Annotated in this window: 15 protein-coding genes; 1 reads left to right on the forward strand and 14 read right to left on the reverse strand. The window is 61.4% G+C overall.

Annotated elements, in window-relative coordinates; translation table 11 throughout:
* The first annotated feature begins 75 nt into the window (after positions 1 to 75).
* Positions 76 to 474, forward strand: a complete 399-nt coding sequence (locus tag ETQ85_RS22460; RefSeq protein ID WP_187394814.1) for a hypothetical protein — start codon at positions 76 to 78, stop codon at positions 472 to 474.
* Positions 475 to 656: 182 nt separating this feature from the next.
* Here the strand turns inward: ETQ85_RS22460 and flhB are convergent, their stop codons facing one another.
* The 14 genes from flhB to ETQ85_RS22530 form a co-directional block, all read right to left on the reverse strand.
* Positions 657 to 1,808 (reverse strand): flagellar biosynthesis protein FlhB, encoded by a 1,152-nt coding sequence (flhB, locus tag ETQ85_RS22465; protein WP_148581290.1) that lies wholly within the window; start codon positions 1,806 to 1,808, stop codon positions 657 to 659.
* A gap of 123 nt (positions 1,809 to 1,931) precedes the next feature.
* Entirely contained in the window at positions 1,932 to 2,237 is a 306-nt protein-coding gene (locus tag ETQ85_RS22470) for a DUF3135 domain-containing protein (RefSeq protein WP_148581291.1), read from the reverse strand.
* Between the two features lie 168 nt (positions 2,238 to 2,405).
* Positions 2,406 to 4,358: a chemotaxis protein CheA gene (locus ETQ85_RS22475; RefSeq protein WP_222862264.1), complete on the reverse strand. Its 1,953-nt coding sequence runs from the start codon at positions 4,356 to 4,358 to the stop codon at positions 2,406 to 2,408.
* Positions 4,359 to 4,396: 38 nt separating this feature from the next.
* Complete coding sequence (cheZ, locus tag ETQ85_RS22480) at positions 4,397 to 5,242, reverse strand: protein phosphatase CheZ (RefSeq protein WP_148581292.1); 846 nt, start codon at positions 5,240 to 5,242, stop codon at positions 4,397 to 4,399.
* Between the two features lie 27 nt (positions 5,243 to 5,269).
* Positions 5,270 to 5,668, reverse strand: coding sequence for a chemotaxis response regulator CheY (gene cheY / locus ETQ85_RS22485; protein WP_148581293.1), 399 nt, complete (start codon positions 5,666 to 5,668; stop codon positions 5,270 to 5,272).
* A gap of 15 nt (positions 5,669 to 5,683) precedes the next feature.
* Entirely contained in the window at positions 5,684 to 6,640 is a 957-nt protein-coding gene (locus ETQ85_RS22490; protein WP_222862265.1) for a chemotaxis protein, read from the reverse strand.
* A gap of 12 nt (positions 6,641 to 6,652) precedes the next feature.
* Positions 6,653 to 7,624, reverse strand: a complete 972-nt coding sequence (locus tag ETQ85_RS22495) for a chemotaxis protein (RefSeq protein WP_148581295.1) — start codon at positions 7,622 to 7,624, stop codon at positions 6,653 to 6,655.
* 185 nt (positions 7,625 to 7,809) lie between these two features.
* Positions 7,810 to 9,489, reverse strand: coding sequence for a methyl-accepting chemotaxis protein (locus ETQ85_RS22500; RefSeq protein ID WP_148581296.1), 1,680 nt, complete (start codon positions 9,487 to 9,489; stop codon positions 7,810 to 7,812).
* Between the two features lie 204 nt (positions 9,490 to 9,693).
* Positions 9,694 to 11,442: an ATP-binding SpoIIE family protein phosphatase gene (locus ETQ85_RS22505; RefSeq protein WP_187394815.1), complete on the reverse strand. Its 1,749-nt coding sequence runs from the start codon at positions 11,440 to 11,442 to the stop codon at positions 9,694 to 9,696.
* Positions 11,443 to 11,444: 2 nt separating this feature from the next.
* Entirely contained in the window at positions 11,445 to 11,750 is a 306-nt protein-coding gene (locus ETQ85_RS22510; RefSeq protein ID WP_148581298.1) for an STAS domain-containing protein, read from the reverse strand.
* A 63-nt stretch (positions 11,751 to 11,813) separates the two neighbouring features.
* On the reverse strand, positions 11,814 to 12,908 hold the full coding sequence (locus tag ETQ85_RS22515) for a protein-glutamate methylesterase/protein-glutamine glutaminase (protein ID WP_148581299.1): 1,095 nt from the start codon (positions 12,906 to 12,908) through the stop codon (positions 11,814 to 11,816).
* A 33-nt stretch (positions 12,909 to 12,941) separates the two neighbouring features.
* On the reverse strand, positions 12,942 to 13,562 hold the full coding sequence (cheD, locus tag ETQ85_RS22520; protein WP_246128867.1) for a chemoreceptor glutamine deamidase CheD: 621 nt from the start codon (positions 13,560 to 13,562) through the stop codon (positions 12,942 to 12,944).
* Entirely contained in the window at positions 13,546 to 14,421 is an 876-nt protein-coding gene (locus tag ETQ85_RS22525) for a CheR family methyltransferase (protein WP_246128868.1), read from the reverse strand. The genes cheD and ETQ85_RS22525 overlap by 17 nt, the downstream gene beginning before the upstream one ends.
* 74 nt (positions 14,422 to 14,495) lie before the next feature.
* Positions 14,496 to 14,735: hypothetical protein (locus ETQ85_RS22530; protein WP_425473155.1), on the reverse strand; the 240-nt coding region annotated here is incomplete at its 5' end.

The raw sequence follows: 14,735 nt of genomic DNA on the forward strand, positions 1-14,735 counted from the left end.
TCAGACTTGAAACCGCCCTGCCAAACAAGCGGCCCAGTTCAGAGCCCTGACTAGAGAATTTATGCGGGAGTGTCCATGATCGATCTTGAGAAGTTGATTGAGTGGCTAGGTGTTGAGGGCGCCATCGCGGGCCTTGATGGCAGCGACCTCACAACGGCCGAACTCGGTGAATTGATACCTGATTTCAAACGTTCTGGTCACATTAAACTCAAGCGTCGTGATCTCATTCAGGCGTTGATAGAGCGAAAACGGCTTGATTTAATGAAGAAGCCAGAAGAGTTAATGGCGATGGATGCGGAATCTCTCAAGAGATACCTCCTATCCATCAAGGCTTCCAAGAAAGAAATTCTCGATTTACTGGAGTCCCTCGATATACGACCTGGGAGCGTGGCTAGGAACAATCTCACGGAATTCGCTGCTCGTGAGATCAGCGACATAGGCATGTACCGGCGGGTTGCCCAAGGCACCAAATGATGAATAGTGTGATGTCACCTGCAGCCAGTGGGGGACCACAAACCATTAGCCTAGCAGGGCATTGATATAATCGATCTCCCGTGCCAGCAAGGGTTTCGGTTGAATATAATTCACAAAACATAAACGACCTCCAATTGGCACGCACGGCCCGAAGGCGCTGAAGGACGGGCGCCGATACCTCCCTAAACCTCCGCCCCCGTGCCTGCCGCCGGGTCCATCCCCTCCGGCACGGCCAGGCCGGTGGGCTGCTCGGGGGGCAGGCCGCCTTCGGCGATCCAGTGATTGAGCTGAAAGACGTAGGCCATCACTTCGGCCACCACGGTGTACAGGGCAGCCGGTATCTGCTGCTCCAGCTCGCAGTGGGCATACAGGGCCCGGGCCAGCGGCGGCGCTTCGAGAATCGGCACGTTGTTGTCGCGAGCCAGTTCGCGGATGTTGGCGGCGATCAGGTTCATGCCCTTGGCGATGACGATCGGCGCGCCGGCCTTGTCGGGGTCGTACTTGAGGGCCACCGCATAGTGGGTCGGGTTGGTGACCACCACGTCAGCATTGGGCACCTGGGTCATCATGCGACGCCGGGACATTTCGCGCTGGGCGGCACGGATGCGTGCCTTGATCTGCGGGTCGCCTTCCTGCTCCTTCATTTCCTGGCGCACCTCTTCCTTGGACATGCGCAGTTTGCGACTGTATTCCCACAACTGGTAGGGCACATCGATGGCGGCGATCAGGGCCAGGCTGGTCACGATCAGCAATGTGGACAGCAGTACCAGGCTGGCAAAGTTGTCCATGCTCGCCTCAAGGGGCTGGAGCATCAACGCCAGCAGGTTGTCCCGCTCCCGCCACACTACCCACACCCCAACGCTGCCCACAAGCACCGCCTTGAGGCTGGCCTTGACCAGTTCGGCGAGGCCATGGGTCGAAAACATGCGGCCGAGCCCCTGCATGGGGCTCAACCGGGTGAGATCGAGCGTCAGCACCTTGGTGGAAAACACCCAGCCCCCCATCAGGAAGGGCGTGGCCAAGGCGCCGAGGACCAGCGCCAGAAGCAGTGGCGCCACGGTGAGCAAGGCATCCGTCGCCAGTTGCGACAGGATCTGGCCCATACCGCCCGGCTCGAAGGCCATCTTGCGTTCAAAGCTGAGCGCCGACTTGACGATCTGCATCATCCGGTGCCCGCCCCAGCTGCCAAGCACATACAGCCCGGTCACCCCAACCATCAGCAGGATGAAGGACGCCAGCTCCCGCGAATGGGGAACCTGCCCTTCTTCCCGGGCTTGTTCCAGTCTTCGTCCTGAGGCTGGTTCTGTCTTTTCGAGGTCGCTGTCGTCAGCCACGGGCAGCCCGGCGGTAGTTCAGATGGGCGAACGATACGCGCCCGCAGGCACAGCCGAGCGGGCAAACAGACGGGGATTGGCGTGGCTATTCCGCGGAGAAGGGCTCAGGCCCGGACAGACCTGTCAGCATGAAGGCCGGCCGCCCAGGAGTGCCCGCAGTGCCGCGGTTTCCCGCTGGAGTTCGGCCAGCTGCGCGCTGAGCAACAGCAACTGATCCTCCATCAGACCGAGAATCTCGCGGCAGGCCTGCACAGGGCTGCCCGCCAGCACCCGGGTGGTGTCGATCCGGGCCTGCAACTCGACAAGCACTCCTTCCTGACCTTGGTGCAGGGCGATGAACTGATGCAGGGCGTTTTCCCGGGCCTGGAAAAAAGCCGCCGGGTCGTGCTCCGCCAGATGCTTCCAGTAATCGAAATCGAAACTGCCCATGCGCCCTCCTCCTGCCGGATCAGGGCCGCAACGCCGAAACGGCGTCGGGCAGGGGCAGTCAGGAATAATCCTAACCGAGCCCTGCCCGCAGATGAGCGGCGTACGTCACGCCCTTTTGTTTCTGAGTGTGACGCCGTCGCACAAGTCGCGAATGGCGGGATGTGTGCCCTAGGCAGCCAGCGCCGGCGCCGCCATGTGAGCCAGCAACGCGCGACGGGACACCCCGCGCGTATCGCCCATGGCACCGAGCAATTCCTTCATGTCGAGGATCAGCACAATCTGGCCGTTCGACAGGGTCGTCACGCCGGCGACACCCTTCGGACGGAAATCGTCGAGGGACTTGATCACCGCGTCTTCGCGGCCAGCAAAACTGTCGATCGCCAGGATGAAGCTCTGATCGGCGCTTTGCATGAGCACACCGTATTCCGGCGTCTGCACCGCGTCCCAGCCCAGCAGCGTGGTCAAGGGCATGATCGGCAGAACTTCGCCACGTACGACCATCGTTGCCCGGCCGCCCACTTCCTGAACCTCGACCGGATCGATGGGCAGGATTTCACGGACCATGGACAGGGGTACGGCAAAAGGCTGATCACCCAGGCGCACCAGCAGCACAGGCAGGATCGCCAGTGTCAGCGGCAGGCTGATGATGAAGGTGGTGCCCTTGCCAAGGCTGGAGCGGATGTCGATGGAGCCGTTGAGCTTCTGGATGTTGGTCTTCACCACATCCATGCCGACCCCCCGACCGGACACGTCGGACACCTGGCTGGCCATCGAGAAACCGGGCAGGAACACCAGATTAAAGCTCTGGCGCTCATCCATGGTGTTGGCTTCCTCATCGGTGATGAGGCCCTTCTGGACGGCCTTGGCACGCAGTTTTTCGGCATTCATGCCACGCCCGTCGTCGGCCACCAGAATCACGATGTGATCGCCTTCCTGACGGGCTTCGAGACGGACGTTGGACTTCTCGGGCTTGCCGTTGGCGAGGCGCTCCTGGGTCTCTTCGACACCGTGATCCACCGCGTTGCGGATCAGGTGGATGATCGGATCGGACAGATCCTCAATCATGGTCTTGTCGATCTCGGTGTCCTCGCCCGACAGCACCAGCTCCACGTCCTTGCCCAGGTTGCGGGCCAGGTCACGGGCGATGCGCGGGTATTTCTGGAACAGGCGACCGATGGGCTGCATGCGCGTCTTCATGACCGCGTTCTGCAGATCGGAGACCAGCAGGTCAAGCTGACTCACCGCCAGGTCGAGGGCATGCAGGGTTTCGGTGTCGCTGCGGCCATTGAGGATGTCGCTGCGCAGCGCGTTGAGCCGGTTCTTGGTCAGGCCGATTTCGCCCGACAGGTTGAGCACCTGATCGAGGCGCGAGGTATCCACACGAATCGAATTGTCGCGCTGCTTTTCGCTTTCACGACGACCGATCGGGCCGGAGGCGCCCGGCTTGTCGGTAACACGCCGACCGACTGCCGCCTTGATGATCTGCTCAGGGCTCTTGCTGGCCAGATCTTCATTGGTCTGGTGCATCGGCAACGGCGGGGCAGCTTCGATCGTGACGGGGGCAACGGCAACGGGCGCTACCGCCGATGCGGAGCCCGTAACCGACTCGAAGAGCACGTTCCAGTCCAGACCGTCGGCGGAGGCCGGTGCCGCCGGCGCCATCTTCTGGACAACCGGTGCAGCACTGACAACAGGAGCGGGGGCAGGTGCCGCGTGACCGCTGGACAGGTTGCCGGCAATCGCCTGGCGCAGACTCTCGATCAGGTACGGATCGGCTGCCGTCGGCTGCACTCCCTGTTCGAGATAACCAAACATGTCACGCACGGAGCCGGTCGACGACAGGATCACGTCCATCACTTCGGGCGTGATCGCCAACTCGCCGTTACGCAGCTTGTCGAACAGGTTCTCGGTCAGGTGGCACAGGGTGACCAGTTCGGCCGCATTCAGGAACCCCGCACCGCCCTTGATGGTGTGAAAGCCGCGAAAGATGTCATTGAGCAGCCCTTTGTCATTGGGGGTGCGCTCCAGATCCACCAGCTTGTTATCCACTCCCGACAGGAGATCTCCCGCTTCCACGAGAAAGTCCTGCAGTAGGTCTTCCATCCCGCCAAAATCGCTCATTGCATTCGCTCCTTGCGGGCTCGCCCGCTACGGCCTGATCAGAAGCCCAGGCTTTCCAGCAGGTCGTCCACCTGTTCCTGGTTGGATACCACGTCGTCACGCCCCACTGCATTGATGACCGGTCCGTTCATCAGGCCATCCGGCGCCTCGGCTTTTTTCTCGGCGGGCATGGCCTCGATCAGCACCTGCAACAACTGCTGCTCAAGCCCCTGGGCCAGATCGACGACCTTCTTGATCACCTGCCCGGTGAGATCCTGGAAGTCCTGCGCCATCATGATTTCCATCAGCTGGGCATTGGTCTCCCGGCTACCGGTAACGACGGAACCCAGAAATTCACGGGTTTCACCGGCCAGCACGCGGAATTCTTCCGGACTGAGCTGATTGGCGTAAAGCTTGTCCCAGCGACTGCGCAAGGCCACGGCACCAGCCTCGGCCCGATCCTGGATCGGCTTGGCGATATCGGTGGCGTTGAGCACCTTGCTCGCCGCCTGCTCGGTCATCTCGGCGATATAGGTGAGGCGCTGGCGTGCATCGGGAATGGCGTGGGCCGCTTCCTGCAGGCTGCGGTCGTAACCCAGTTCCCGCAAGGTATCGTGCAGCTGACGTGTCATCACACCAATCCGGTTGAAGACGGCATTGCAACTGTGGGCCATACCGGCGCCGTCGTCGGCGGACGACGCCCCTTCGTGGCTGGCCGAGTAATCACTCGACACCGCATCGAAGAGGGCCTGCAGGTCATCGTCATCCCCCTGGCCACCGGCCTGCGAAACCACCTCGAGACGCGGCGGGGAAATGCTTGCGGCAGGCGTGCCGGACATGCTGTCGAAGAGGGCCTGCAGATCGTCGCTATCGCCCGATTCGTCAAATTTGAGACGTTTTACCATGATGGAGCTCCGTCTTGTCGGCGGCCGTCAGGCGGCCTTCTTGCCCATCTTTTCGAAGATCTTTTCGAGCTTCTCGGAGAGGGTGCCTGCCGTGAAGGGCTTGACGATGTAACCGCTGGCGCCGGCCTGGGCCGCTGCGATGATGTTTTCCTTTTTCGCCTCGGCAGTAATCATCAAGACTGGCAGATGCTTGAGGGACGGTGTCGCGCGAATGTTCTGGAGCAGGGTCAGCCCGTCCATGTTGGGCATGTTCCAGTCGGTGACGACGAAATCGAAAGGCAGCGAATTGAGCTTCTGCAGCGCAACCTGACCGTCCTCGGCTTCATCCACGTTGGTAAAGCCGAGTTCCTTCAACAGGTTGCGGACAATTCGCCGCATGGTCGAAAAGTCATCGACAACGAGAAATTTCATTTTGGGGTCCGACATGTTGTTGATCTCCGTTCAGTCCCGGTAAGCCCGCATGAGCAGGGGGCGCAGGGTTTCCGCCAGGATGTCGGCATCGAACTTGGCGACATAGGCGTCGACGCCGACACTCTTGCCCATCGCCCGATTGGCCTCCGACGACAGGGACGAATGCATGACTACCGGAATGCCCTCGAAACGGGCATCCGCCTTGATGTTGCGGGTGAGCACGTAGCCGTCCATCTCGGGCATTTCCGCATCCACCAGAATAAGGTTGAGTTCTTCACGCAGGCTGACGCCGCGCTGATGGGCATGTGTGGCCATGCCTTCAAGGCGCGTCCAGGCCTCGAGCCCGTTGAGGGCATGCTTGTGCTTGACGCCAAGCTTGTCGAGCGTTTCCGCGATTTTCTTGCGGGCCACGGCAGAGTCATCCACGAAGAACAGATTTACTTCATGGTCGCCTTCCAGCGGATGAATGTGCCCGACGACAGCCTCGCCAAAGGTGCTGGCCAGAATGGTTTCCACATCGAGAATGGATACCAGCTTGCCGTCCTGCAGTTCGGTAATGGCGGTGATGAAGTGGTGGCCGGACGAAGTGACGTTGTCGGGTGCGCGCACCTTGTCCCATTCCACGCGGATGATGCGATCCACCTCGTGAACCAGAAAACCCAGGGTCCGTTTGCTGTACTCGGTCACCATCATCGAACTGCCAAGGGGCTCACCCGGCTCGGCGATATCCATGACCTTGGCCAGCGCCAGCACGGGAATCACGTTGCCACGCAGGGAAATCAGGCCCTCGACCCCGGGCGGCATGTTCGGCGCTTTGGTGATGAAGGGCGCCCGCGACACCTCGCGCACCTTGAAGACATTGATCCCGAAGATTTCCTGCGTTCCCAGGGAGAACAGCAGGATTTCCATCCGGTTCGAACCCGCCAGCTTGGTGCGGGCATCGACGGCTTCAAGCAGCCCTCGATCGACACGATCCATGTTCATCATGCTCCTCTTTGCTCAGGCAGGCTTGGCGACGGCGGCGCGCTGGGTAATCAGGCGACGCAGCACTTCTGCCAGACGTTGCGGCTCGAATTTGGCCACGTACTCATCAACTCCGACCGACCGACCAAGCTGCTGGTTGGACATGCCCGAGAGGGACGAATGCATGATCACCGGCACCCCCTCGAAGCGCGGATCAGTCTTGATCATCTTTGTCAGGATATACCCGTCCATTTCCGGCATTTCCACATCGGTGAGAATCAGGGCGACGAGGTCCTTGACCTTGCGCCCCGATGCCGACGCGTAGCTCGCCAACTTCTCGAGTTCATCCCAGGCGGCCCGTCCATTCACCGAGCCGACATAACGCACACCAAGCACATCCAGCGTGCGCTCGATCTGCTTGCGGGCAACCGATGAATCATCGGCAAAATAAACCGTGATGGGCTCTTCCGCAACGATCGGCTCGATGCCCTTGAACAGAAACTCATCGTCGTAGCGGGTGGTTTCGGAGAGCACCTTTTCCACATCCAGCAACATCACCAGCTTGGGGCCGGGCAATTCGGTCACCGCGGTCACCAGGCCGCCCAGGTTGGCCGTCAGCATTTCCGGCGGGACCCGCATCTGCGACCAGTCGAGGCGCAGGATGGTATCCACCGCCTCGACCAGGAAGCCCTGCGTATGACCGTTGTATTCGGTCACGATCATGATCTCGCGGGGGCTGTCGGTGCTCATGCCGGCGTACTTGGCCAGATCGACCACCGGCACCAGCACGCCACGCAGGCTGACCATCCCCTCCACCGAGGCCGGCATTTCCGGTGCGGCGGTAATGGGAGGCGTGCGCATCACTTCACGGACCTTGAAAACGTTGATCCCGAAAGTTTCGCGGCGCCCGGTACGGGGATCCATGCCGAGGGTGAACAGGAGGATCTCGAGCTTGTTGGTGCCCGCCAGCCTGGTTCGTGCGTCAATGTTCTTGAGAAGTTCGGACATGCTCTATCTCCGTCGCAGACCACCTGCCATCCTGATGGTGCAGGCCCCGACCTGAGAACAATATCGGCGGGGGACAAACAATCTTGAGGGCCGAAAAACGCGTAGTCGCAATCACGCGAAACGAAAAACGGCCCGTTTGCGGGCGGGCCGAACACTCATGGGGGAAGCGCTGCAGCCCCGTCGAATCAGGCCCGGTAGCCGATCCGGAAACCACCCCAATGGCGGCCATTCACATAAACGGGAGCCGAGATGTCGTGCATGATCTCGCCGGTATCGCGGCGGTAAGTCTGGATCAGGAAGGGCATCTCGTGCTTGCCGCATTGCTTGCCGACCGGGTCGTCGAAGATCCGCTTGGTCCGGTTGCCGACGAAGTCCTTCGCGTAGTCGCCCGTCAGCGCCAGGGAGAAGCGTTTGTTATGGGTCGGCACGTAACCGTTGCGATCAGTGCCGATCGCATAGACCATTTCGGGATTGCCATCCAGCAGGCGTTCCTGCAGCAGGGGGAAGAGGCGGTCAGCCAGGGCGTCGAAACGCGTGCCGTACTTCTGCGGCCGGGTATTCGGCACGGGTTTGTAAGCATCGTCGAAGAGATCGGCTTCACCAGCCTGTCCGCTGCTGACGGCCTGCTCCAGCAACATGCCGATCTGGCGTGCAGCCTCGCGGACAATATCGGGCATTTTCTTGTGGGCCAGCATCGCCTGCTCGCCCGCCGCACCGAGTTTGAAGACCCGGCTGATTTCCTTCAGATTGACCGCCAGCCCGCTCAGACTGGTCGCTTCATCAAGGGTCTCCCGGGCGCCTTCCGAATTGCGGCCAACCATATCCATGATCTGCCGCACGTGGCCGACGATATGGTCGGCCTCGCGGCTATGGGCGTTGATGGCGGCCGCGATGGCATCCACCTTCTCCATCGTCTGCTGGGCGCCTTCGTTGATTTGCTGCAGGGAGCCCGCGGCCTTCTGGGCCAGGGCGGCCCCGGCATGCGCCTGGGCGCTGCCGGCATCGATCGAAGCAATGGCGTTGCGGGTTTCATTCTGAATTGCCGCAATCATGGTGCTGATCTCGGTCGTCGCCGTAGAGGTCCGTTCCGCCAGCTTGCGCACCTCGTCCGCCACAACAGCGAAACCACGCCCCTGCTCGCCGGCCCGCGCCGCCTCGATGGCCGCATTGAGGGCCAGCAGGTTGGTCTGGTCGGCAATTTCACGGATCACCTTGACGATGCCACTGATCGCCTCGGAACGCTCGCCCAGGGCCGAAATGACTCTGGCAGAGTCCTCCACCGAACGGGCGATCTGCTCAATCTCCCGGGACGCGCTGGTCACGACCTCCGCGCCCTTCACGGACAACTCACGTGCCACCTGGGCATTGGAAGCGGTCTGGCTGGCATGATCGGCCACCGCATTGACGCCGGAGGTCATTTGCTCGATGGCCGCCACCATGCTTTCGGCGGCGTCCTTCTGGTTGCCGGAGCCTTCCGCCACACGTCCCGCATGACCAGACAGCATGTCCGCCGCCTCGGAGACCCGCTGGGCGTCGAAGATGACTTTGCCGACAATCCCCTGGAAGGTGCCGATAAGCTCGTTGAAAACGGCCCCGACTTCGCCGACCGGGCTAGCGGAAACCGGTGCACGACGGGACAGGTCGCCATCTTTGTGCATCGCCTGGATCGTGTCCCGCAGTGCCTGGAGAGGCTGTACGAAGACGCCCCGCAGTACCACCAGACAACCCGCCCCGACAAGAACACCTAGCGCACCGCAAACCCCGGCCAGCGCCGCGGACAGAGGCAGGCCGAAGAGCAGGGAAACACCTGCACTCCCTCCCGCAACAACCAGCCCCATGAATAAAGAAATGAAATGAATCTGCATGATCTCCGGCCAACTCCACAAGTAGGAATGGGAGCAGAGCGGCACTCAAGCCCTCTCCCAGAAGCCGGCACGCCCTAAAGCGCCGACATCGTAGCCCGACACCAAAAACAAACAGGCGCCAATAGCTTCGAGGCACATATCGGCCGGCCCGGGACGAACTTTAAGAAGGGGCGTTTGCTTCTGCGTGCAAACCGCACAGGGCGCTTACTTGAACCCGTCCATGCTCCGTTCGGCCAGACGGAACAGCACGTCCACCCGATTGCCTGCACCACTGTAGCGGACATCCTCGCAAACCCGGAGAAGCAGCGGAATACCCCGGCCATGTCCCTTCAGCATGTCTTCACCGGTGGGTTCCTCGAAGGCGGACTGGAGCTGCTCTTCGTGATCGAAACCCGGCCCGGTGTCGGCGCAACCGATATGCAGCACCGGCGACTCACTGGGGCTCTGACGCAGGGTCAGCTCAAACTCCACGGCACCGGCCGAGAGACGGGAGAGACGACGCGTCCGCTCGTCCAGGAAGACATCCATGCCCTCGGCGCCCGCCTTGAGGGACGACGGTAGGCGCAGCAAGCCGTGATCGAGGGCATTGTTGAAAAGCTCTGACAGCACCAGAAAGAGCCGCCCGGCGAAGGGACGCACGCCTTCAAACTGCTCGATTGCGCCAAGAATGAGCGGCACCGCGTCGAGACGCTTCAGGTCGGCAGCACCGAGGCGCAACACCAGGCGCCAGTCGCTGGCCGTAGAGGATGTGGACGTTTCGCCCGATGGCACGGCGGGCACCGGCTGCGGGGTATCGGTGAGGGCGATCTGGGCAATCGAGATATCGTCCCGGGGCGGCTTGCCCCCGGTGAGACGATGAACGATCTCGGTCAGACGTGGCAGGCGCAACTCGGCCGTAAGCCCGCCAAGCGCATCGCCCAGGCCATCGACACCGAGAGCCTGCTCTTCGGTGTCTTCGAGTTCGATCAAGCCATCGGAAAACAGCAGCAGGTGATCGTGGGGATTGACCACATGGGTATCGACGGTGCCGTCGAACTCATCGTCATCCACCACGCCGAGGGGAAAGTGATGGCGATTGAAATGCAGGCGCACACCGCCATCGGGGCAAATCAGCAGCGGGCCGGGATTGCCACCGTTCCAGACCGTCACATAACGTTCGCGGAAATTCACCGCCACCAGGGTGGCGGCAATGAAACGGTCCACCGGCAGCAGGGCGCGCACCTTGCTGTTGATTTCCCGGGCGATGGCATCGATGCCGAAGCCACGCTCGGTCATGCGGTAAAAAGGCGCAGTAACCGGCAGCACATTGAGCGAGGCCGCCAGGCCATGGCCCGCCCCGTCGGCCAGCAATACGTGGAGCACATTGCCCGGGGTACGGGCAGCAGCGATCAGATCACCGCTGAACTCGGCCGCCGAAGCGATCCAGTGGGAAACAGCCGGGTCACCAAGGGCCTCCCTGTTGATCAGGCGCTCCATGACGAAGCGCGCCAGGCGCTGCTCCTCCTCCTGCAGGCTGCGGTAACGGGCCAGTTCGCGATTGCGCGCCTCGGCCTGCCACTGCATCGCCTTGAGGCGCAGGATCACGCCAAGCTTGGCGTGGAGCATCTGCCGGGATGCCGGCTTGCACAAATAGGCGTCGGCGCCGGCCTCGAGGGCACGCATCTGGGTTGCCTCATCGAGACTTCCCGTGAAGACCAGGCTGGGGATCCAGCTTCCGTCCGTTCGCGCCCGAACCGTTTGCAACAGTTCGATGCCATCCATCCCCGGCAAACCAACGTCCGTCATCAGGACATCCGGGTAAGCCTGGGCAATATGCTCGAGCGCTTCGTCGGCGGTACTGACACAGGCAACCCGATGACCAAGGGCCATCAAGTCCCGGCGAATCAGGAAAAGATCGTCGGGATTGTCGTCAACAACAAGAATGAAGAGAGATTCGGCGTCGTGCTGCGCCACCGTCAAACAATCGGAAAGAGCTTGCCGAAGTTGGCGATATCGAGCACTTGGCGCACGCTGCCCTTGGCATTTGCCAGAGACACCGTTTTGCCGGACGTCTTTGCCTTGTCCCGCAGCATCAGCAACATGCCGAGAGCGGAACTGTCGAGATAGGCCACGTTACCGAGATCTACCGCGACCTCGGTAGTGCCTGGACTGCCCAACGCCCGATCGACCGCATCGCGGAATTCACGGTGGGAGTTGAAATCAAAACGCCCGGAGAGCTGAATCCTGGCCTGACTCTGCTGGGTGCTGACACTGGTATCCATTCTTATTGCCTCTTTATGCCTGTCTAATACCACTCAGCCGGCTAAGCCGGCCGTTCCCTCAACCTATGCCTTCATGCTGCGCCGCTCCGAACCCCGGAGACGCGCCAGCACACGCAGCCCTACATCCTTCAACGGAGCCACTTCTTCAAGGGCGCCGATGGCGGCGGCCTCCCGCGGCATGCCATAAACCACGCAGGAATCCTGATCCTGCCCTATCGTCCATGCCCCGGCCTGGCGCATTGCCAGCAAACCCTGGGCACCGTCCTTGCCCATGCCGGTCAGAATCACGCCAAGGGCATTTGCCCCAACCTGGCTGGCTGCGGAATTGAACAGAACATCCACCGCCGGACGATGCCGATTCACCGGCTCGGCCTGGGAAAGCTCGCACACGTAACCCCCGGCGCTGCGGCGAACCGACAAATGGGAATGACCAGGCGCCAGATAGGCTGTCCCGGGCAAAACCTTCTCGCCGTGCTCAGCCTCTTTCACCCGCAGGCGGCACAGTCCGTCCAGCCGCTTGGCAAAGGACGCCGTGAACATTTCCGGCATGTGCTGCACGATAAGAATGCCGGGCATTTGTTCTGGCATGGAACATAGCACTTCCTTGATCGCCTCGGTGCCACCGGTCGAGGCGCCAATCAGTACCAAACGGTCGTGCAAAACCCGTTCCGGGAGCCCTCCCGAGACCCCGCCAGACAGGCTGGAGGGCTCGTGCAGCAAGGGTTTCGAGGAAAACGGGGAGGCTGCCGAAACCCTTGGTCTGGCACTGTAGGCCGCCCTCACCTTGTCACAAATTTCTACACGATAGCTTTCGATTCCCCCCACGGAATCCAGCTTCGGCTTGGGCAAAAAATCCACCGCACCCAGTTCGAGCGCCTGCAGCGTCGCCTCGGAGCCCCGCTTGGTCAGGCTGGAAATCATCACTACGGGCATCGGCCGGAGCCGCATGAGGCGCGCCAGAAAGTCCAGCCCGTCCATCTTCGGCATCTCAATATCGAGGGTGAGCACATCCGGATTGAGAGTCTTGATCAACTCCCGCGCGGCGATGGGATCAGGAGCGACACCGACCACTTCCAGATCGGGGGCCGAGTTGATCACTTCCGACAACACGCTACGCATAAGCGCCGAATCATCGACGACAAGAACCTTGATTGCCATACCTTGCTTCCAGTTGCGGACGGGGCAGCCCCATCAACCAAATAGTTCGATGTCACCCTGCACATTGTCGCGTCGAAGTCGGGCTTCATATTCACGCTCGCGTGCAATAAGCGTGTCATTCTTCACGCGAACCAGCTTTTTCATCATGACCCGACCGCTGACCGGAAAGAAATAAACCTTTCGCGGATAAATGTCGAGCAGATCCTGAGCCACGATGGGTATGCGTTCAGTATTAAGATAGTTGAGCACGAACTCCGAATTCTTCTCTCCCACCTGGGCCTGGGTAAGGCTGGCGAGCACCTTGCCGCCACCAAACACCTTGGCCTCCAGGCTGCTGCGCCGCGCGCCCAGCTTGAGCAGATGATTCAGCAGGACCTCCATCGCATAAGCCCCGTAACGTGCCGACGAGGAAAGGACGCTGGGTTCGCCACCGTTTTCCGGCAGCATGAAGTGATTCATCCCGCCAAGCCCCTTGTCGCGGTCTCGCACGCAAGCGGTAACGCAGGATCCGAGCACCGTTACCAGCACGATGTCGGAAGTGGTGACGAAGTATTCGCCCGGCAGAACCTTGACGGCGTCGCAGTCGAAGGTACGGTCGAAATAGCGATTGGTCGCCATATGTTCCACATAGCCAGGCTCATCGCGCACGGGCATCCGTCCTCTCATAAACGGTCCGCCCGAGGGAACGGAAGATGTCGGCCGCGTGCAGAAAACTCTCCGAGTGCCCGGCAAACAACAAGCCCTCCGGCTTGAGCATGGGCATGAAACGCTTGAGTATTTCGTGCTGGGTCGGCTTGTCGAAATAGATCATCACGTTACGGCAGAACATCACGTCAAAAGGCCCCTGCACCGACCATGTCTTGTCGAGCAGGTTGATCCGCTTGAATTCGATCAGGCGCTGCAACTCGGGCCGCACCCGCGCAAAACCGGCCTGCCCCCCAGTCCCCTTCAGAAAGAAACGCTGCATCCGCTCCTTCGAGAGACGATCGACCCGATCCATTCCATAAACGCCCTTTTCAGCCGTCGCAAGAACGTTCGTATCGATATCGGTAGCAATGATCTGTACCGGTGGCGTCAGCGTGTTGAAGGCTTCGCAGGCGGTAATGGCGAGGCTGTAAGGCTCTTCGCCGGTGGACGCGGCGCTGCACCAGATCCGGAAGGTTGGCCTCCCGCCGTGCTTCTTCAGACGCTCGGCAAGAATGTCGAAGTGGTGCGCTTCGCGGAAGAAGGAGGTCAGGTTGGTGGTGAGGCTGTTGACGAAGGTTTCCCACTCCTGCGGATCGCGCTGAGCCCGGTCCAGATACTCGGCGAAGGTCCGGTCTCCCCGCGCCCGCAGGCGCCGGGCCAGCCGGCTGTAAACCATGTCCTGCTTGATGGGCGACAGGGAGATGCCCGCATGCTTGTAGATCAGCTCCCGCACCCGCTCGAAATCTGCGCTGGAAAACTGAAACTCCCGATCCGGCGCCGGCAGGACCGGGCTGCGGATAACCGGAGGTGCCGGACGCGCAGTCACGGCAGGACGTGCGCCTCCTGCCGGGGAAACCAGGGAACTACGGGGAAACAGTTTTTCTGACATGGCGGGGCTTTCTAGAACTCTTCCCATTCATCATCGACATCCACCCCGGATCCACCGCCGGCCCGGCGAACCTTGGGCAGGGGAGCCGCCGCCCGCGGAGCGGCCGGGCGGCTGGTCCGCTCCGGCAAACGGGCAACATTGTCGGGAACGACCGGCACCATGGCAGGTGCAGCGCCGCCGGATTGCAGCCGGAACATCGCCACGGAACGAACGAGGCTCCTGGACTGATCCTCCAGGCTTTCAGCGGCTGC

It is taken from the genome of Zoogloea oleivorans (assembly GCF_008107625.1).
Classification (GTDB): domain Bacteria; phylum Pseudomonadota; class Gammaproteobacteria; order Burkholderiales; family Rhodocyclaceae; genus Zoogloea; species Zoogloea oleivorans.

What these genes read in the sequence shown, in the direction of transcription:
- ETQ85_RS22460 (WP_187394814.1), top strand. Translation starts at nt 76, where the DNA reads ATGATCGATCTTGAGAAGTTGATTGAGTGGCTAGGTGTTGAGGGCGCC.
- ETQ85_RS22470 (WP_148581291.1), bottom strand. Translation starts at nt 2,237, where the DNA reads ATGGGCAGTTTCGATTTCGATTACTGGAAGCATCTGGCGGAGCACGAC.
- ETQ85_RS22475 (WP_222862264.1), bottom strand. Translation starts at nt 4,358, where the DNA reads ATGAGCGATTTTGGCGGGATGGAAGACCTACTGCAGGACTTTCTCGTG.
- cheZ (WP_148581292.1), bottom strand. Translation starts at nt 5,242, where the DNA reads ATGGTAAAACGTCTCAAATTTGACGAATCGGGCGATAGCGACGATCTG.
- cheY (WP_148581293.1), bottom strand. Translation starts at nt 5,668, where the DNA reads ATGTCGGACCCCAAAATGAAATTTCTCGTTGTCGATGACTTTTCGACC.
- ETQ85_RS22490 (WP_222862265.1), bottom strand. Translation starts at nt 6,640, where the DNA reads ATGATGAACATGGATCGTGTCGATCGAGGGCTGCTTGAAGCCGTCGAT.
- ETQ85_RS22495 (WP_148581295.1), bottom strand. Translation starts at nt 7,624, where the DNA reads ATGTCCGAACTTCTCAAGAACATTGACGCACGAACCAGGCTGGCGGGC.
- ETQ85_RS22500 (WP_148581296.1), bottom strand. Translation starts at nt 9,489, where the DNA reads ATGCAGATTCATTTCATTTCTTTATTCATGGGGCTGGTTGTTGCGGGA.
- ETQ85_RS22510 (WP_148581298.1), bottom strand. Translation starts at nt 11,750, where the DNA reads ATGGATACCAGTGTCAGCACCCAGCAGAGTCAGGCCAGGATTCAGCTC.
- ETQ85_RS22515 (WP_148581299.1), bottom strand. Translation starts at nt 12,908, where the DNA reads ATGGCAATCAAGGTTCTTGTCGTCGATGATTCGGCGCTTATGCGTAGC.
- cheD (WP_246128867.1), bottom strand. Translation starts at nt 13,562, where the DNA reads ATGCCCGTGCGCGATGAGCCTGGCTATGTGGAACATATGGCGACCAAT.